19 protein-coding genes are annotated in these 16,717 nt (G+C 68.1%); 10 read left to right on the top strand and 9 right to left on the bottom strand.

Annotated elements, in window-relative coordinates; genetic code table 11:
• Positions 1-57 precede the first annotated feature (57 nt).
• Positions 58-1,785, top strand: a complete 1,728-nt coding sequence (locus BMX17_RS05635) for a histidine kinase N-terminal 7TM domain-containing protein (RefSeq protein ID WP_092658507.1) — start codon at positions 58-60, stop codon at positions 1,783-1,785.
• Positions 1,786-1,810: 25 nt separating this feature from the next.
• Here the strand turns inward: BMX17_RS05635 and BMX17_RS25940 are convergent, their stop codons facing one another.
• On the bottom strand, positions 1,811-1,948 hold the full coding sequence (locus BMX17_RS25940; RefSeq protein WP_170845334.1) for a hypothetical protein: 138 nt from the start codon (positions 1,946-1,948) through the stop codon (positions 1,811-1,813).
• A gap of 34 nt (positions 1,949-1,982) precedes the next feature.
• Here BMX17_RS25940 and BMX17_RS05630 point away from each other — a divergent pair, with 34 nt between their 5' ends.
• On the top strand, positions 1,983-2,471 hold the full coding sequence (locus BMX17_RS05630) for a hypothetical protein (RefSeq protein ID WP_092658506.1): 489 nt from the start codon (positions 1,983-1,985) through the stop codon (positions 2,469-2,471).
• Here BMX17_RS05630 and BMX17_RS05625 read toward each other — a convergent pair.
• Entirely contained in the window at positions 2,468-2,677 is a 210-nt protein-coding gene (locus tag BMX17_RS05625; protein ID WP_092658505.1) for a hypothetical protein, read from the bottom strand. The two genes, BMX17_RS05630 and BMX17_RS05625, sit on opposite strands and share 4 nt — an antisense overlap.
• 208 nt (positions 2,678-2,885) lie before the next feature.
• Positions 2,886-4,073: an inorganic phosphate transporter gene (locus tag BMX17_RS05620; RefSeq protein ID WP_092658504.1), complete on the bottom strand. Its 1,188-nt coding sequence runs from the start codon at positions 4,071-4,073 to the stop codon at positions 2,886-2,888.
• Positions 4,074-4,212: 139 nt separating this feature from the next.
• Here BMX17_RS05620 and BMX17_RS27255 point away from each other — a divergent pair, with 139 nt between their 5' ends.
• Complete coding sequence (locus tag BMX17_RS27255; RefSeq protein ID WP_280141361.1) at positions 4,213-4,347, top strand: hypothetical protein; 135 nt, start codon at positions 4,213-4,215, stop codon at positions 4,345-4,347.
• A 160-nt stretch (positions 4,348-4,507) separates the two neighbouring features.
• Here the strand turns inward: BMX17_RS27255 and katG are convergent, their stop codons facing one another.
• Both katG and BMX17_RS05610 read right to left on the bottom strand, forming a co-directional pair.
• Positions 4,508-6,688 (bottom strand): catalase/peroxidase HPI, encoded by a 2,181-nt coding sequence (gene katG, locus BMX17_RS05615; protein ID WP_092658503.1) that lies wholly within the window; start codon positions 6,686-6,688, stop codon positions 4,508-4,510.
• 137 nt (positions 6,689-6,825) lie between these two features.
• Complete coding sequence (locus tag BMX17_RS05610) at positions 6,826-7,551, bottom strand: DUF5828 family protein (protein WP_092658502.1); 726 nt, start codon at positions 7,549-7,551, stop codon at positions 6,826-6,828.
• A 110-nt stretch (positions 7,552-7,661) separates the two neighbouring features.
• On the opposite strand from BMX17_RS05610, the gene BMX17_RS05605 reads away from it, so the two are divergent.
• Together BMX17_RS05605 and upp are read left to right on the top strand one after the other, a co-directional pair.
• A complete protein-coding gene (locus BMX17_RS05605; protein ID WP_092658501.1) occupies positions 7,662-8,348 on the top strand; it encodes a type 1 glutamine amidotransferase domain-containing protein in 687 nt (228 codons plus the stop codon).
• Between the two features lie 70 nt (positions 8,349-8,418).
• Complete coding sequence (upp, locus tag BMX17_RS05600; RefSeq protein ID WP_092658500.1) at positions 8,419-9,093, top strand: uracil phosphoribosyltransferase; 675 nt, start codon at positions 8,419-8,421, stop codon at positions 9,091-9,093.
• A gap of 109 nt (positions 9,094-9,202) precedes the next feature.
• On the opposite strand, the gene BMX17_RS05595 is transcribed toward upp, so the two are convergent.
• A complete protein-coding gene (locus BMX17_RS05595) occupies positions 9,203-9,805 on the bottom strand; it encodes an IMPACT family protein (RefSeq protein WP_092658499.1) in 603 nt (200 codons plus the stop codon).
• A 99-nt stretch (positions 9,806-9,904) separates the two neighbouring features.
• Here BMX17_RS05595 and BMX17_RS05590 point away from each other — a divergent pair, with 99 nt between their 5' ends.
• Positions 9,905-11,284 (top strand): RAD55 family ATPase, encoded by a 1,380-nt coding sequence (locus tag BMX17_RS05590; RefSeq protein ID WP_092658498.1) that lies wholly within the window; start codon positions 9,905-9,907, stop codon positions 11,282-11,284.
• Positions 11,285-11,304: 20 nt separating this feature from the next.
• On the opposite strand, the gene BMX17_RS05585 is transcribed toward BMX17_RS05590, so the two are convergent.
• Together BMX17_RS05585 and BMX17_RS05580 are read right to left on the bottom strand one after the other, a co-directional pair.
• Positions 11,305-12,696, bottom strand: a complete 1,392-nt coding sequence (locus BMX17_RS05585) for a PAS domain-containing sensor histidine kinase (RefSeq protein ID WP_092658497.1) — start codon at positions 12,694-12,696, stop codon at positions 11,305-11,307.
• A gap of 67 nt (positions 12,697-12,763) precedes the next feature.
• Complete coding sequence (locus BMX17_RS05580; protein ID WP_092658496.1) at positions 12,764-13,267, bottom strand: TrpY family transcription regulator; 504 nt, start codon at positions 13,265-13,267, stop codon at positions 12,764-12,766.
• 134 nt (positions 13,268-13,401) lie between these two features.
• On the opposite strand from BMX17_RS05580, the gene BMX17_RS05575 reads away from it, so the two are divergent.
• From BMX17_RS05575 to BMX17_RS05565, 3 genes are all read left to right on the top strand, one after another.
• On the top strand, positions 13,402-14,502 hold the full coding sequence (locus BMX17_RS05575; protein ID WP_092658495.1) for a mandelate racemase/muconate lactonizing enzyme family protein: 1,101 nt from the start codon (positions 13,402-13,404) through the stop codon (positions 14,500-14,502).
• 134 nt (positions 14,503-14,636) lie between these two features.
• Positions 14,637-15,068, top strand: coding sequence for an SCP2 sterol-binding domain-containing protein (locus BMX17_RS05570; protein ID WP_092658494.1), 432 nt, complete (start codon positions 14,637-14,639; stop codon positions 15,066-15,068).
• A 45-nt stretch (positions 15,069-15,113) separates the two neighbouring features.
• A complete protein-coding gene (locus BMX17_RS05565; protein ID WP_092658493.1) occupies positions 15,114-15,773 on the top strand; it encodes a helix-turn-helix domain-containing protein in 660 nt (219 codons plus the stop codon).
• Here the strand turns inward: BMX17_RS05565 and hisB are convergent.
• Positions 15,770-16,357: an imidazoleglycerol-phosphate dehydratase HisB gene (gene hisB, locus BMX17_RS05560; RefSeq protein WP_092658492.1), complete on the bottom strand. Its 588-nt coding sequence runs from the start codon at positions 16,355-16,357 to the stop codon at positions 15,770-15,772. The two genes, BMX17_RS05565 and hisB, sit on opposite strands and share 4 nt — an antisense overlap.
• 125 nt (positions 16,358-16,482) lie before the next feature.
• Here hisB and BMX17_RS05555 point away from each other — a divergent pair, with 125 nt between their 5' ends.
• The gene (locus BMX17_RS05555) at positions 16,483-16,668 is read left to right on the top strand and encodes a hypothetical protein (RefSeq protein ID WP_092658491.1); all 186 of its coding nucleotides are present in this window, start codon (positions 16,483-16,485) and stop codon (positions 16,666-16,668) included.
• Positions 16,669-16,717 lie beyond the last annotated feature (49 nt).

Genomic DNA, 16,717 nt, shown 5'->3' with positions numbered 1-16,717 from the left:
TTCCGCGCTCGATATCCACCCAGCACTCATCAGTAGAGAGATACCTATCGGGACACGATGGTTGGGGCTGCGGACGTGGTCGGCGTGGGGCTCGCGAGCGTCGCGATTCCGGCGTTCGCACTGATCGCCGGCGCGAGCAAGCACAGGAGCAAGCCGGGGGTGCGGGGATTCGTCGTGGCGGTCGTCGGCATCGGCTGCTGGTCGCTGGCGAGCGGCCTTCGCGCGCTGGTCGGCGACCCGGGCGTCCAGTTCGTCTCGGTCGTCGGGCAACTCACGGCTGTGAACGTGACGATCCTCGGCTGGGCGTTGCTGGTCGCGGAGTTCGTCCGCCGGCGCCGGATCGGACTGTGGTCGAAGCCGGTCGCGGCGGCGCTCGTGATCCCCGCCTGTACGGTCGCACTCGCCGTGACCAGTCCCTGGCACCACCTGGTGTACACGAGCGGGACGGTCGTGACGGCGGCGGGCTTTCGCCAGTTCGGACTCGGGCCGTGGTATCCGATCCACGTCGTCTACGTCCTGTCGCTGAGTATCGGTGCCGCGGTGGTGTTGTTCCGCGAACTGCCCGGTTCGAGCGGGTTCCACCGGCGGCAAGTGACGTTGCTGTTTCTGGGGTGGCTCGTCGGCACGCTCGGCACGTTCGATTTCTTCCTCAAGAACGTCGGGCCGTGGCCGTTCGCGCCGTACGTCGACATCACGCCGGTTGGGTTCCTGGTTGGGAGCGCCGTCTGGGGGCTGGCGCTGTTCCGTCACGACCTGTTCGAACTGGTGCCCGTCGGCCGGCAGACGGCCGTCGAGACGATGCCGGACGCGGTGCTGACGGCCGACGTCGAGGGGCGAATCGTCGATGCGAACCCCGCCGCCCGGTCCCTGCTGGCCACGGATCCCATCCGGAAGCCGGTCTCGGCCGTGTTCGCCGACTATCCAAGGCTCCTCGAACACTACCGCGATTGCGAGGAGCGGACGACGGACGTGCAGATCCTCGACGAGGGGACCGTCAGGCACTTCTCGGCGACGACGACGCCCATCGTCGAGCGAGGGCAACGAACCGGGACGGTGATCGTGCTGCGGGACGTGAGCGCGCTGAAGCGCCGCGAACAGGAGCTCGACCGCCACAGGCAGGTCTACAACCGCATCGTGCGGCACAACCTCCGGAACGAGCTCACGGTCATCAGGGGAAACGCCGAGGAGATCGCCCGGCGAGGCGACGGCCAGCTGACCGAGTTCGCCGAGACGATCCGCGACCGGAGCGACGAACTCATCGAGACGAGCGAGAAGGCCCGCCGCATCATGCGCATCATCGAGGCCGATAGCCACCTGCTGACCGTCGAGGGCCGGACGCTCGTCGACGGCATCGCGGCGGAGATGCGCGAGCAGTACCCGTCGGCGTCGATCGAGACGAGCGGCCCGGCCGAAGCCTGGGTCAGCGCCCACGAGGATCTCGAGGTGGCCGTGGGGAATCTCGTCGAGAACGCCATCGTCCACAACGAGGGGACGCCGAACGTCGAGATCGCGGTGGCACGAACCGGCGAGACGGTCGAGCTCACCGTCACCGACGACGGGCCGGGCATCCCCGAACACGAGATCAGCGTCCTCGACCGGCTCACTGAGACCGCCCTCGAACACAGCAACGGGGCGGGCCTCTGGCTGGTCAACTGGATCGTGACGAAATCCGACGGCGACCTCGATTTCGCGGTGACCGACCGCGGGACGACCGTCACGGTCACTCTGCAGGCCGCGACCGTCGGGGGCGACGACGTGACGGAGTCCCAGGAGCTAGCTCACTGACGGGACACCGAGAGCGCCACTGCCGTCACACGACCGCCGAGACGGCGATCTCGTTGAACGAGACGGGGATGCCGAAGAAGACGGCGGTCTGAGCGATGGCGAAGGCGGGAATGAGCGCGGCGAGTGAGGGGGCGACCGAAGTGCCCTGCGGTGTGACCAGCACAGCTTATTTTGATTCGTTGCCACAACGTCTCGATATGCCCTCCTTCCGGACGAAGCGCGGTCGGTGCCACCTCGATGGGGAGACCCTGCGTCTCGAGTCGAGTTTCCGTGGGTACGCCCGTCGGCTCCGCGAGGGGAACCGGCTCCTGTTCTGGGCGTACGTCGTCGCCATGCTGGTCGCGGTCGGGACGCCGCTCTCGCTGGTCCTCTCGGGTGAGTACCAGAATCTCTGGCTGATTCTCGGCGGCGTGGCCCTCGTGGTCGTGATCGCTCGCACCAGTAACTACCTCCGCGGGTTCACGAGCGACGAGGCGATTCCCCTCGGCGACGTGGTTCGCGTCACGGCCACGAAGGGGTCGAAGGGGTTCACCCGCCCGCGGTTCGTGGTCCACTACGACCGAGACGGAAAGCGCAAGAAGCGGCACGTCATGATGCCGTCGCTGTGGCTCGACTACGGCGATGAGGCGTTCGAGCGGGCGAGCGCAGCGTTCCGTGAAGCCGGACTTCCCGTCGAAGAGGGCTAGCCACGCAACTGCGCGATGGCAGCTCGGAACTGGTCGTCGCCGCGGACGACGTGGGCGGTCAGGTCCGCGATGCCGCCCAGCAGGCCCGCCAGAACCACGCTGGCAGCGAGGTCGAGGCCAGCCGCCAGCGCGAGGGCAGTCCCGACCACTCCCCCGACGATGGCGGCCGCGACGGACTGACCCGGCGTGTCGCAGTAGGGAATCACGGTCGCTTGTTGGGACTGCCGGTCAAAGAAGCTGTCTCCGCCAGCGGTGGACCGAAGAAAACGCACAAACCGCTACACAGATCCCGTTCCTGCTGAACCGAACGACGCCGAAAGTGACGGCAACGTTTCGCGACGAGTTTCGCCGCCTCGACGACGAGTCCATCGAGCGGGTGTGAGGGGACGCTCGGCCGATAGCCGGCGGGAACGGTCAGGCCAGCAGTAGGTCGACGGCGGTGAACACGCCATAGCCCAGGGTAAAGGCGAGAACGAGCGAGCCGATCCAGGCCAGCACGGTGTAGCCCATCTTCTTCCCGCTGACTCCGCTGCCGCCGGCGGCGAAGCCGCTGCCGATGATGGCGCTGACGATGATCTCGTTGAACGAGACGGGGATGCCGAAGAAGACGGCGGTCTGTGCGATGGCGAAGGAGGGGATGAGCGCGGCGATGGAGCGGCGCGGCCCCAGCGCCGAGTAGTCCTGTGCGAGGGCCTTTATCATCCTCGGTGCGCCGGTCCAGGAACCGAGCAGGAGGCCGAACCCGCCGCCCAGCAGGACCGCGACGAGCGGGATCTCGAACGGGTCGAGCAGGGGCAGGAGGGGACCGAGCGCCAGGCCCACCTGACTGCCACCGGCCGAGAACGCGACCAGGCCGCCCAGCGCGAGCAGGAAGTGGCGCTGGCCGGCCGCGGGGTTCCCGCGGAGGTCCCACCAGAGGACGACGGCGACGAGTGTCGCAGCCGCGAGGGTGACGCCAGCGTAGACGACGAGCGACGGGAACTCGGAGAGGGACGTGGCGGCGACGTCGGTGAGCGAGGCGGCCTCGCCGGCCGGGCCGAGGACGACGAACCGGACGTTCGCGAGGATCGCGCCGACGACGCCGGCCAGCAGAGGGACGGCGATGGACTCGGGGACGCGCTCGTCCCGGAGCGTCTTGGCGGTGCCGTAGGCGATACCACCGCCGACGAAGGGGACGGCGACCCACAGCGCGACGATCTCGGTGTACTTGGCCCAGGCGGGGTCGCCGCCCAGCGCCAGCCCGACGCCGACGACCGCGCCGGTGACGGTGAAGGCGGTGGCGATGGGGTAGCCGGCGAACACGCCGATGGCGACCAGCACCGCCGCGGTGATGAGCGCGACGACGGCCGCGGGCGGCGTGATCGCGACGTTCAGGATGAGTTCCCGACCGACTGCCTCGGTGACGTTCGCGCCCTGGAGGACGGCCCCCCCCAGACCGAGCAGTCCGACGATGAAGCCGGCGCGCATGACCGAGATGGCGTTGGCACCGACCGCCGGGGCGAACGGCGTCGACCCCGACGAGCCCGCGCCGATGGCCCACGCCATGAACAGACTCGCCGCTCCAGCGACCAGAAACGTCGCGAGCGTGCCTCCAGCAACCATTCGATACACGGCTACTGCCGGCAAGCGTAATAACCTGCCGCCATCCGGCGGCCAGCGCGGTGTTAACTATCGTTTTTTGCGCGGTAGTTGCCGAATAATTATACGTGATGGCGTAAACAGTGGATGATAGGTGGGGGCAGTGGTACTGAAACGACTGCGGCGGTTCACCGGACGGAACGGGGAGTACGAGTGTCGACGCTGTGGCTCACAGTACGAGGCCCGGCGACAGGTCTGCCCGGACTGTGGCGGCTTCTCGATCGAACGCGACTGGTGATCCTGGTGCGGGGGTCGTTCCCCGCAGTAGTTCGGGCGTCGGTTGAGTGGCCCGCGGGGGCAACTGATCGCGTGACGACTGCCCGCGTCCAGGAGCGAGGAGCGCCGCCGCTCGGGTCGGAGTCGCGGCGGAAAAAGCGGTCGGTGCAGGGTCGAGCCCGTTACTCCAGATCGAAGCGGTCCAGCGTCATGACCGTGTGCCAGGCATCGACGAAGTCCTCGACGAACTCCTCTTCGCCGTCCTCGGACGCGTAGACCTCGGCGATGGTCCGGAGCCGGGAGTTCGACCCGAAGATGAGGTCGAAGCGGGTCGCCTCCCACGCGACCTCGCCGGTGTCGCGGTCGTAGCCCTCGTAGACCGTCGTGGCTCCGTCTTCGCCGGCTTCCTCCCACTCGTAGCCCATGTCGAGCAGGTTCACGAAGAAGTCGTTGTCGAGGGTTTCGGTGTCGTCGGTGAGGACGCCACGGTCGTCGCCGTGGGTCGCACCGAGCGTCCGCAGGCCGCCGACCAGCACGGTCATCTCCTCGACCGAGAGGTCGAGCAGGTCGGCCTGGTCGACCAGGTGTTCCTCGGGCTTGCGGTCGAACTCGGCGAACGCCTCGCCGACGTAGTTGCGGAAGCCGTCGGCCGGTTGCTTGAGCGCCTCGAAGGACTCCTCGTCGGTCCGCTCTTCCTCGGCGTCGACGCGCCCCGGCTCGAAGGGCACGTCGACATCGTACCCGGCCTCGCTCGCGGCCTCTTCGATGGCGGCGTTGCCACCCAGCACGATCAGGTCGGCCAGCGAGACGGCCGTCCCGTCCGAACGGGACTCGTTGAATTCGGCCTTGATCTCCTCGTAGGTCGAGAGGACCGTCTCGAGCTGGTCGGGCTCGTTGACCTCCCAGCTGCGCTGGGGTTCCAGCCGGATGCGCGCGCCGTTGGCACCGCCGCGCTTGTCGCTGACGCGGAAGGTCGAGGCGGCGGCCCAGGCGGTCTTGACCAGCTGCTGGGTCGTCAGGTCCGAGTCGAGGATCTCGTCTTTGAGCTGTGCGGCGGCGTCCTCGCCGACGGGCTCGAAGTCACGGTCGGGCAGGGGGTCCTGCCAGATCATGGTCTCCTCGGGCACTTCGGGGCCGAGGAACCGCTCGGGCGGCCCCATGTCGCGGTGGATCAGCTTGTACCACGCCTTCGAGAAGGCCTCGAGGAAGGCCCGGGGGTCGTTCTGGAACTCCTCGATGATCTCGCGGTAGTCGTCGTCTTTTTTCAGCGCCACGTCGGTCGTCAGCATCATCGGCGTCTGCTCGCCCTCGGGGTCCTGCGCGGTCGGCGCGTCTTCGATCTCGTCCGCGTCGACGGGCCGCCACTGCCAGGCACCGCCGGGGCCCTGGTGAGCTTCCCACTCGTGGTTCAGGAGGTTGTCGAGATAGGAGGTGTCCCACATCGTGGGGGTGGAGTTCCAGGGGCCTTCGATACCGCTGGTGATGGTGTCGTCGCCCATCCCGGAGCCGTAGTCGCTCTCCCAGCCCAGGCCCATGTCCTCGATGGGCGCGGCGGCGGGCTCGGGACCGACGTGTTCGTCGGGGTCGTCGGCACCGTGGACCTTCCCGAACGTGTGGCCGCCGGCGATGAGAGCGGCCGTCTCCCGGTCGTTCATGGCCATGCGGCTGAACGACTGGCGGATACGCTGGGCCGACCACTCGGGGTCGGGTTCACCCTCGGGGCCCTCGGGATTGACGTAGATCAGCCCCATCACGGTGGCGCCGAGCTGGCCGAGGAGGTCGTCGTCCTCGTCGAAGCGGTCCCAGGACTCCATCTCGTTTTCGGGCCCCCAGTCGGCACCCGCGTCGGGTTCGAACTCGTCTTCGCGGCCGCCGGCGAAGCCGAACGTCTCGAAGCCCATCGACTCCAGGGCGACGTTGCCCGCGAGGACGATCAGGTCCGCCCACGAGAGGTTCTTGCCGTACTTCTGTTTGACCGGCCAGAGCAGGCGGCGGGCCTTGTCGAGGTTGGCGTTGTCCGGCCAGCTATCCAGCGGGGGGAGCCGCTGGGTGCCGCCGGAGGCCCCACCGCGACCGTCGGTGGTGCGGTACGTGCCGGCGGCGTGCCACGCCATCCGGATGAAAAGCGGTCCGTAGTGGCCGTAGTCGGCCGGCCACCAGTCCTGAGAGGAGGTCATGACCTCCTCGAGGTCTGCTTTCACCTGCTCGAAATCGAGTTCCTCGAAGGCCTCGGCGTAATCGAAATCGTCGTCGTACGGCCCCGAGTCACGCGCGTTCTGGTCGAGCGGCGCGAGATCGAGCATCTCCGGCCACCAGTCCTTTGGTGACCTGTTCTGCGTCGGGAATGGCGTATCCTCTGTCATAGGGTGGTCTCCAGACAGACATCCGCGTTCCGCGAATACAAAGCTATTGGTTGCGATCCGCGGCCTTCGTTTTCGTCATCGGAAAAAATATTGCCCGGATCGGAAGGAGCGCCCCGGCGGCGTCGCGCTCCGGGAGCTCACTCCCCGTCGTCGGGGGCGGGCTCGTTGGACTCGGCGACGAGGTCGTCGCTGGGTTCGGGCGGGTCGACGCCTTCGGCGGCGGCGACGGTGTCGGTGTCTTTGGGCGTGTCGACGTGCCAGCGGTCGACCGAAGACTCGTAGTCGGCGAGTTTGTTCGACACCCGGATCTTCAGGTCGTCGTCGTTGACGTTGACCTCGAAGACGTACTCGGGCGCCTCGCCGCGACCCGACCGCTGGAGGTTGGCGGAGACGAGTTCGTTGTCGAAGTAGTAGGGCGCGATCTGGGTCATCACGTTCTTGTAGACGGCTCCTTCGACGGCCCGCAGGGCCTTCCGACCCGCGGAGTCGGCCGCGCGGGCCACGTAGTCGATCGACTCGCCCCACTTGTTGACGGCCTCGTCGGGTTCCTCGTCGAGTTTCTCGTAGGACTCGGTGAGTTTCTCGCCGGCTTTCTGGAGGTCTTCGTCCGGGTCCTTGCCGGCCTTTTCGCCCTCGCCCTCGCCGACGCTCGCCTGTTCGGCGGTCTTCTCGTTGACGTCCTCGTCGAGGCGTTCGTCGGTCTTGGGTCGCCAGTCGTCGAACTCCGCCAGTGCATCCTCGTCGACGGCGTCGACATCGGGGTCTTCCGCGAGGTCCGTCAGCGCGCGCATGAGCCGTTCGCCGTGTTCCACCACGTCGACCCAGCGACCGCGCTGTTTGAACCCCGAGACACTCTCTTCCATCGGTTTCCCACAGGTAAGGCACGGCGGGATATACCTTTTCCCCCATCCTCGGCAGTCGTCAACGGAGCGGAAAACGAACTTTTCCGTCCGAAACTGCTATACTGGGTTCCATGCCATCCGCACTGTTCGTCGTCAGCGAAGAGGGCTACTGGGGCGAGGAATGTATCGAGCCGCTCACCACGCTCACCGACGCCGGGGTCGACATCACAGTCGCCACCCCGAGCGGCAGCGAGCCGGTGATCGACGAACGCTCGATCGACCCCGAGGAGGTCGGCGAGGCGACCGCCGAGCACGTCCGCGAGGTGGCCGAGTCCGACGAGCGACTCGCCGACCCGACGCCGCTGGCACAGGTCGACCCCGCCGATTTCGACGCGGTCGTGTTCCCCGGCGGCCACGGCACCGCGTGGGACGTGAACCAGGACCGCCACGCCCGGGCCGCGCTCCGGACGGCCGTCGAAGAGGGCGACAGCAAGGCGCTGGTCGTCTGTCACGCCGCCGGCATCATGGCGTTCACCCGCGATTCCGACGGCGAGTTCCTGGTCGAGGGTCGCGACGTGACCGGCTTCCCCAACGCCTGGGAGGAGGGAATCGTCGACGAGAACGACAATATGCCCGACGGGCGAAAACTCCCCTACTGGGTCGAGGACGAAGTGCGCACAGCGGGCGGGAACTTCGACCCCAAGCTCGACGACGACACCGCGGTCGTCGTCGACGGCGACCTCGTGACCGCACGCGGCCCGCCGTCCTCGCACGCGGCCGCGGTGACGCTACTTTCCGAGATGGGCGTCGAGCACTGACGGCGGCTGGCCGGCGACACAGCGGCCGCGATCAGTCCGATTTTATGCTGTCGGGGCTGACACCGCCAGTATGGCAATCGAACGACGCGGCGACGCGTATCTCGTGACGCACGCGCTCGCCAAGCACACGCTCTCGGATCTGCGCAGCGTCGAGACCGAACAGGTCGCCTTCCGGAAGGGACTCGTGAAGCTCGGACGGATCTGTGGCTACGAGATCATCGACGGCGCGATGAGTACGGAGTACGTCGAGATCGAGACACCCCTGACCGACACGATGGGCGAGCGCGTCACCGGCCTCGACGACGTGGTGATCGTCAACGTCCTCCGGGCGGCCACACCCTTCGTCGAGGGACTCCTGAAAGCCTTCCCGCACGCGAAACAGGGGGTCATCAGCGCCGGCCGCGACGAGAGCGCCGGGATGGACGAGGACGGCCAGTTCCCCATCGACGTGGACTACGAGAAGATGCCCGAGATCACCGAGGCCGACACGGTGATCGTCGCGGATCCGATGCTGGCGACGGGCTCGACCATGACCGCCGTGCTGGAACGGGTCACGGCCGCTGGCGACCCCGACAACCTGTTCGTCCTCTCGGCGGTCAGCGCCCCCGCCGGCGTCACCCGCGTCGCCGAGCAGTTCCCCGAGGTCGACCTGCTGACCGTCAGCATCGACGACCACCTCGACGACGACGGCTTCATCGTCCCCGGGCTGGGCGACGCCGGCGACCGCGCGTTCCGCACGACCTGACTCGTCAGTGTGGGGAATGTCGACGCACGTCGAAACCCCCCCGTTTCACCTGGAAAACCACAAGACTGCAGTCGAACTGTAACTTGCATCCGAACACAGGTTGGGTCGTTTATACGTTCTCGATGACGGCACGGCCGCTGGTCGCACTCCGGATCCGGTCCCGGAGGGCGGCGGCGTCGGCGACCGGGACGCGAACGTCGAAGGTCACGTCGGCCTCGTAGTCGGCGTCGAACTCGACGCCCTCGGATTCGAGAATCCCCCGGACGGTGCCGGAGTCGTCGTATTCGACGGTGATCGAGAACGACTCGTGGGGGCGGCGCTCGGTGATTCCGGCGTCCTCGACGGCGACCTTGACCCCCTCTGAGTAGGCGCGGGCCAGGCCGCCCACGCCGAGTTTCGTCCCGCCGTAGTAGCGGGTGACGACGGCGACGACGTTCTCCAGGTCCTCGCCCTGCAGGACGTTCAGCGCGGGTTTGCCGGCCGAGCCGGAGGGTTCGTCGGCGTCGGAGGCCCACTCGGTGAGCGGGTCGGTCCGGACGCGGTAGGCCGGGACGTTGTGGGTCGCGTCGGCGTACGTCTCACGGATCTCCGCGACGAAGGCCTCGGCGGCCTCGACGCTGGTCGCGGGCGCGGCGTGGCCGATAAACTCCGAGCCCTTGCTCTCGAAGGCGGCCTGCCCGCGGCCGGCGAGGGTCCGGTAGCGGTCGGTCACGGGCGGGGATAGCGGGGCGGGGCCCAAACCGCTTCCGCCGTCGTTTTCGGGGCCGAGCCGTGCCGACCTTATTTGTCGGTTCGGTACACTGTTGGGGGTATGTCACGGTCGACCGGGGATGCGATGCTCGACGAGATGCTCGGTGGGGGCGTGCCCGAGGGTCGGACGCTGTTGTTCCGTGGCCCGTCGGGCGTAGGGAAGAGCCGGCTGGCGATGCAGTTTCTCGACGCGGGTGCCCGCGAGGGCGAGGACTGCCTGTACGTGACCACCGACGAGCCCCTGGGGGTGGTCCGGTCGTCGCTGGACCCGGCCGAGAGCGTCTCGCTGGCGGCCGTCCACCGCGACACCAGCGGCGGCGGCGTCCGCTTCGTCACCGCCGACGGTGCCGACACGATCCCCTTCGGCTCGCTGATCGAGCGCCTCTCGGGCGACGAGTGGGACCGATTGGTGGTCGACGGGGCTGGCGGACTGGTCGAGCTCGCACCCGACCGCGAGCGCGGCCGCCACGGCCGCTTTCACCTGCTCGAACGGCTCGACGACCACGCGACGACGGCGGTGTTGACCGCCACGGACGACGAACCGGGATCGGTCGCTCGCCTGGCCCACGGTGTCGTCGACTGCTGGCGCGAGGAGATCGAGGGCGACGCCCGACCGTTCTGCCGGGTCGAGAAACTCCGGAGCCGGGACCACGACACCCGCCGGCACGCACTCGCCCACGACGACGACGGCGTCACGGTCACCGCCAGGGAGTGGGCGACCCACGAGGACCCGTTCCGGACCGGCATCCCGACGCTGGACGACCTCACCGGCGGCTTCGTCCGCAACGGCACCACCCTCTTCGAACACGACGGGACGGCCGATCACTGGCCCTTTACCGCCGCACTGGTCGCCCGCGCCGTCGAGCAGGACGCGCCGGTCGTGCTGGTGACGGCGCCCGGCACGCTGGTCAACCGCGTGGACGGCCTGCTCTCCGACGCGGTCGCGCCGGTCACGGAACTGATGGACCGGAACCTGCTGTACCTGATCGATCCCATCAGTCGGAGCCCGAACGAGCCGGCCGTCGCCGGTCTCGACACCGACAACGTCGTCCTGCAGGAGGAGGAGGGCAGTATCCAGGAGGCGTTCCGGACGCTGGTCGCGGCACTGGGTGGTCGGGTGGAGGAGGCCGTGGCGATCATCGAACACTCGGCGATGGCCCACCTCGTCACGGAAAACGAGTCCCGGCAACTCTACTACTGGGCCGACGGCAACCTGATGAACGGCGAGTACGACCTCACGCTGGTGTTGACCGGCGACCGCGCGGTGGCCGGCGACCGGCTCACCGCCTTCTTCTCGGGGGTCGCGGATCAGGTGATACGCACCTGGCGAGGGAACGACGAACTCCAGTACCTCTCGGTGCCCAAATCGCCCGCCGGGACGCCCGGCCACACGCGCGTCGTCGAACCGCTCGAAGTCCCGCCGTACGTCCGGTTGCGCTGACCGCCTCGCGGTCGCGCCGGCTACCCGGCGTGGCGGGGGAGGTGCATCGTCACGACGTTGCCGTCGTCGTCGGTCTCGAAGGTGAGCCGGCCGTCCGAGAGGTCGACAGTCCAGTACGCGAGCCAGAGCCCGAGGCCGCTGCTGTGGAGCAAGGCGTCGTCCTCGTAGTCCTCGGTCAGGCTGGCGTACTCGCGTTCGGGGATAGGCGGGGCCTCGTCGGCCACCGAGAGTTCGGCGACGTCCTCGTCGGCGGTGAGCGTGACAGTCACCGTCGGGGACGGATGCGTCGTGTGTTCGATGGCGTTCTCGACGAGTTCGCGGACGCCCCCGACGATCTGTGGAACCGCCGACACCGTGACCGACGCGGGCAGGTCGTACTCGACCGTGGCGGCCGGGTGGGCGTCGGCAACGTGCTCGACGGTCTTCCGGACGGCCGCGGCGAACGCGACCGGCTCGTGGACCGCGCCCGCTTCGAGGACGTCGATGATCGCGCGCTGTTTTTCGGCGGCGTCGACGATCCGTCCGGCCGTGCGCTCGATGGTGTCGAGGTGCGCGTCCACGTCGGCGTCGGCCTCGCGTGCGGCCTCCGTCCGGCCCATGATGACGTTCATGTCGTTGCGGAGGTTGTGGCGCAACTGTCTGTCGAGGACCTGCATCTGCCGGGTCCGTCGCCGCCGGTCGGTGATGTCGCGGGTGAACCCGACGATCCGGGTGACCTCGCCGTCGACGGTCACGGGCGTCGCCTGGATCCACACCCACCGCTGGTAGTCCCGGTCGGCGTTGACCCGACACTCCAGTTCGGCCGGCTCGCCGGCCGAGAGCCGTTCCATCTCGTGTCTGACCGCCTCCCGGTCCTCGGGATGGACGGCCGCCATGAACTTCGTCGGGTCGGCCCGGAGTTCGTCGGGTGACATCCCCCAGATGTCCTCGTAGGCGGAGTTGATGAACAGCAGTTCCTCCCAGTCGCTGGTGTACATCCAGAGGGCGTCGCTCGTGTTCTCGCTGAGCTGGCGGAGACGGCGCTCGGACTCGCGCCGTCTGTCGGCCAGTCGCTTGCGCTCGGTCACGTCACGCGAGGTGACGACGTAACCGTCGATCTCCGGCCGCCGGGCGTTCGAGACGCGACTCTCCAGCCACACCCACGAGTCGTCCGCGTGCTGGAACCGGTAGGTGGCCTGTTCGACCAGTTCGTCGTCCGCCTCGACGACCCGATCGAAACACTCCCTGACCGCCGCCGTGTCCGCGGGGTGAACGTAGTCGAACACGCAGGTGCCGACCAGCTCGTCCGGCGCGTACCCGAGGAGCCGCTCGACCGCCGCGTTGGCGTACTCGAACCACCCCGCCGCATCGAGGACGACGATCTTGTCCTGTGCGAGGTCGAGCAACGCCTCGGCGTCCGGCGACGGGGCCATGTCATCGTCTTTCAGGAGGATCCTCAAAATTATTTGTGGCAGCCCGGCCCCGCAGGGACCCGTCGACTCACTGTAACTCGATCTTGCGCACGTAGTCGCGGTCGCGGATCTCGTTGAGGAGGTCGCCGGGCAGGGCCTCCTCGGTCACGATGTAGAGTTTGGGGTCGACAGCGAACTCGGGATCTTCGGAGACGGTCTGGCGCATCGAGATGCCCTCCTCGGCGATCATGCCGGCGATCTCGGCGACGATGCCGGGCTGTTCGGTGTCGTACACGTCGACGGTCAGGACGTGCAGGTCAAGCACCGGGGCCAGGTCCATCAGGCTGGGGATCTGGGAAATGTTCTGGAAGATGCGCCGCAGCTGTTCGTCGTCGAGGATGGCGTCGGTCGTCGAGTCCACGACCCGCCGATCCACGTCGATCTCCCGGGCGATGCCGGTGTTGGGAATCTCGATGCCGCCCGAGACGACCCGGCCGTCGTCGTTGACCGAGAAGCCCCGTTCGAGGAGGAGTCGAATCACCGCCTGCTGGGAGGGGCTGCCCTCGAATTTCTCCATGATCTCCGCGAACATACTCCCCAACACGACCGCCGACCGTAGTATGTCTTGGCATCGGTCAGCTGTCGGGGCCCGAGACCTCTGTCTTATAAACACCCGTCTCGATTCGTGAGAACTGCTACCAGGGAGGGCGACGACTGGGCAACGAGATGCAGATAACCGGAGTCACGCAACACCACGTCAGCCACCAGCTGGCGGACAGTTTCCGACCGAACTGGATCCCGGGCTACCCACAGGGGAGCCACGAGGCCGAAGTGTTCGAGATCGAGACCGACGCCGGCATCACGGGCGTCACCGCGAGCCCGAGTTTCGCCGGCGGCCTCGACTACGCGACACCGCTCTCGCTGTTCCTGCAGGGCGAGGACCCACACGACGTCGAGGGCATCATGCGCAAACTGGAGACGGTCGATCTGATCGGGCCGCGGCCGTGGCACCTCGAACTCGCGCTGTGGGATATCATCGGCAAGGACGCCGGCAAGCCCGTCTACGAGTTGCTCGGCGGGTGCGACGACCCGATCCGGGCCTACGCCAGCACCGGTGAGGTCCAGCCGGCAGAGGAACGCATCGGGTACGTCGAGGACCGCGTCGACGAGGGGTTCGAGGCCGTCAAGCTCCGGATCGCCGAGCGGGCCGACCTCGACGTGGTGCGGGCGGTCCGGGAGGCGTTCCCCGACCTCACGCTGATGGTCGACGCGAACAAGGGGTGGGCGGTCCGGGTGATGGAAGACGAGACCCAGTGGTCGGTGGCCGAGGCCGAGGCGGTCGCCCGCGAGTTGGCCGACATCGGCGGGATCGCGTGGTTCGAGGAGCCCCTGCCCCGCCACGACTACGACGGGTACGCGCGCCTGCGCGACGCCGCCGCGGTTCCCATCGCCGGCGGGGAGTTCAACGGCGGGCCCCAGGAGCTGTACGAGTTCCTCGACCGCGACGCCGTGGACGTCCTCCAGCCCGACGCGGCGCTGGTGACCGGGATCAAGCGGGCCGTCGAGGTCGCCGGGGCCGCCCGGAATCGAGGTGTTCGGTTCGTCCCACACACCTGGACCAACGCCATCGGCTTCGCCGCGAACCTGCACGTGATGGCGGCGATCGGGGCCGACTGGTGTGAGTTCCCCCACGACCCGCCGTGGACGCCCGAGGCGTGGGCGGCACCGATCCACGGCGAGTTCACCGCCACGGACGGCACTGTCACGCCGCCGAAGGGACCGGGCCTGGGTATCGAACTGGATCGGGACCTGCTGGAGGGCGAGTGATGGGGGTCCTCGACGAGTTCCGGCTGGACGGGTCGGTCGCGCCGGTGACCGGCGCGGCGGGGATGGCTGGCCCGTTATAAATATACGGCTCGATTCGCGGCAATCGCTACGGGCGGGGCGCTAAATCAGCGAGTATGGCACTCACACTGCCGAGTGACGCTGACGAGTGGATCGAGGCGTGGGGCGAACGACTGAACGGCTCGGCGGAGTACAGCGAGGTCGGCGCGGGCTGGGGCGTCGATTTCAACGGCGACTTCCTCTTTCACATCCGGCCCGACGACACCTACGACGGCGAGGACCTGTACTTCTTCGTCGGGCTGGAAGACGGCGTCTGTACCGACGCGTTCCGGACCGACGACCCCGACGGCGTCGACTGGGGCTTTGCCTTCCGTGGCGAGTACGGCACCTGGAAGGAACTGCTCCGGGAGAACCTGGGAGCCATCGACGGGCTGATGAGCGGCGAGTTCGAGCTGGACGGCGATATGCAGCGGACCCTCCAGTACAGCGACGCGGCCGTCGTGATGACCGAAGAAGCCGCGGCCATCGACACCGAGTTCGAGTACTGAGCCGGGAGACAGAACCTTCAGCCCCGCCACCGTGAGGCAAACGTGATGCGCGCCGTCGAAGGACAGGTCCTCCCCGAGGGGCAGGCGTTCCCGGGCGTCGACGCGGCCATCGCGGGCGTCGACGGCGTCCAGCGGGAGGCGCTCGTGGCCCTGGAGTGGCACAGCGACGGGACCTACGCGCTCCTGTACCGGCTGGCCGGCGACGACGCCGCGGCGCTCGACGCGGTGTTCCGCGACCGCGCGGACGTGTACGACTACGACGTAATCGACGGGGGTGACGGACAGCTGTTCGCGTTCGTCCACGTCAGCGAGCGCGAGACGCTGAGCGAGTTGCTCGCCATCGCCGAGTCCCACGCCCTCATACTGGACCCACCCTTCCGGTACACAGACCGGGGCGTCCGGGTCACGGTGGCGGGCACGGAGGCGGCGCTCCAGGCCGCCTTCGCCGAGGTGACCGACCGGATCGCCGTCGAAATCGAGTGGACCGGCGAGTACACGCCGGACGAACCGGGCTATCTCGGCCGGCTGACCGACCGCCAGCGCGAGGCGGTGCTGGTCGCACACGAACTGGGGTACTACGAGACACCGAGAGCCACCTCCTTCGAGGCGGTCGCCGACGAACTGGGCTGTGCGCCCAGTACCGCGAACGAACTGCTCCGACGTGCCGAGTCGGTCCTGCTGGACGCGCTGCTGGAGTCAGTCTAGAGTTCGCCTTTCGTACTCGGCGTGTCGCTGCGGCGCTCGTCGATGCGGGTCGCATCGTCCAGCGCCCGCGCCAGCGCTTTGAACAGCGCCTCGACCTGATGGTGGGCGTTCTCGCCGGTGACCGAGGCGTGCAGGGTCAACCCGGCGTTCGTCGCGAGCGAGCGCAGGAAGTGCTGGCCCATGTGGCTGGTGAACTCGCCGACCTGTGCCTGTGCGAACGCGCCGTCGAACTCGAAGAAGGGGCGGCCCGACACGTCGACGACGACCTCGGCGACGGCCTCGTCCAGCGGGACCTTCCGGTCGGCGTAGCGGCGGATGCCGCGCTTGTCCCCTAGCGCTTCCTCGAAGGCCTGGCCAAGGGTGATCGCCACGTCCTCGACGGTGTGGTGGTCGTCGATCTCCAGGTCGCCGTCGCAGTCGACGGTGAGATCGAACAGACCGTGTTTGGCGAGGGCTTCCAGCATATGGTCGAAGAAGCCGATGCCGGTGTCGACCGTCGCATCACCGTCGCCGTCCACGTCGAGGGTCACCTCGATCTCGGTTTCGGCGGTCTCACGGGTCACCGCCGCCGTCCGGTCGCTCATACGTCGAGGGAGACGGGCCGGGCATAAGGTGGTTTCGGGCCGTGAGCCGCGGCCGGCAGCGCTGACGCGCCGATGACGGCCGTCTGACTGAGCTATTTGTGCGTGTGACTGTTCACCACACGAGTATGCACAAGCGCGACGCGCTCGGCGTGCTCGTGGCGGCGACAGGACTGTTGTTCGTCGGGAGTGGCCCGACGCTGCCCGTCGCCGTCGTCCTGCTGGCGGTGGGCGCGTACCTGCTCGCTGTCCCGCGGTTTTCCGGCCCCGGTGGCCGCGTCGACCGCCCCGGCGGTCGGCAGGGGCGGACCTGATCGGCGAGCGCGGCAGGCGTTATCGTTTTGCCCCGTCGGTGCTGGCGTA

The organism is Halorientalis persicus, assembly GCF_900110215.1.
GTDB classification, from domain to species: Archaea; Halobacteriota; Halobacteria; order Halobacteriales; family Haloarculaceae; genus Halorientalis; species Halorientalis persica.
Note: the sequence above shows the minus strand (reverse complement) of the source record. Positions and strands in the feature narration are given on the sequence as shown.

What these genes read in the sequence shown, in the direction of transcription:
- BMX17_RS05635 (WP_092658507.1), top strand. Translation starts at nt 58, where the DNA reads ATGGTTGGGGCTGCGGACGTGGTCGGCGTGGGGCTCGCGAGCGTCGCG.
- BMX17_RS05630 (WP_092658506.1), top strand. Translation starts at nt 1,983, where the DNA reads ATGCCCTCCTTCCGGACGAAGCGCGGTCGGTGCCACCTCGATGGGGAG.
- BMX17_RS05620 (WP_092658504.1), bottom strand. Translation starts at nt 4,073, where the DNA reads ATGGTTGCTGGAGGCACGCTCGCGACGTTTCTGGTCGCTGGAGCGGCG.
- katG (WP_092658503.1), bottom strand. Translation starts at nt 6,688, where the DNA reads ATGACAGAGGATACGCCATTCCCGACGCAGAACAGGTCACCAAAGGAC.
- BMX17_RS05610 (WP_092658502.1), bottom strand. Translation starts at nt 7,551, where the DNA reads ATGGAAGAGAGTGTCTCGGGGTTCAAACAGCGCGGTCGCTGGGTCGAC.
- BMX17_RS05605 (WP_092658501.1), top strand. Translation starts at nt 7,662, where the DNA reads ATGCCATCCGCACTGTTCGTCGTCAGCGAAGAGGGCTACTGGGGCGAG.
- upp (WP_092658500.1), top strand. Translation starts at nt 8,419, where the DNA reads ATGGCAATCGAACGACGCGGCGACGCGTATCTCGTGACGCACGCGCTC.
- BMX17_RS05590 (WP_092658498.1), top strand. Translation starts at nt 9,905, where the DNA reads ATGTCACGGTCGACCGGGGATGCGATGCTCGACGAGATGCTCGGTGGG.
- BMX17_RS05585 (WP_092658497.1), bottom strand. Translation starts at nt 12,696, where the DNA reads ATGGCCCCGTCGCCGGACGCCGAGGCGTTGCTCGACCTCGCACAGGAC.
- BMX17_RS05580 (WP_092658496.1), bottom strand. Translation starts at nt 13,267, where the DNA reads ATGTTCGCGGAGATCATGGAGAAATTCGAGGGCAGCCCCTCCCAGCAG.
- BMX17_RS05575 (WP_092658495.1), top strand. Translation starts at nt 13,402, where the DNA reads ATGCAGATAACCGGAGTCACGCAACACCACGTCAGCCACCAGCTGGCG.
- BMX17_RS05570 (WP_092658494.1), top strand. Translation starts at nt 14,637, where the DNA reads ATGGCACTCACACTGCCGAGTGACGCTGACGAGTGGATCGAGGCGTGG.
- BMX17_RS05565 (WP_092658493.1), top strand. Translation starts at nt 15,114, where the DNA reads ATGCGCGCCGTCGAAGGACAGGTCCTCCCCGAGGGGCAGGCGTTCCCG.
- hisB (WP_092658492.1), bottom strand. Translation starts at nt 16,357, where the DNA reads ATGAGCGACCGGACGGCGGCGGTGACCCGTGAGACCGCCGAAACCGAG.
- BMX17_RS05555 (WP_092658491.1), top strand. Translation starts at nt 16,483, where the DNA reads ATGCACAAGCGCGACGCGCTCGGCGTGCTCGTGGCGGCGACAGGACTG.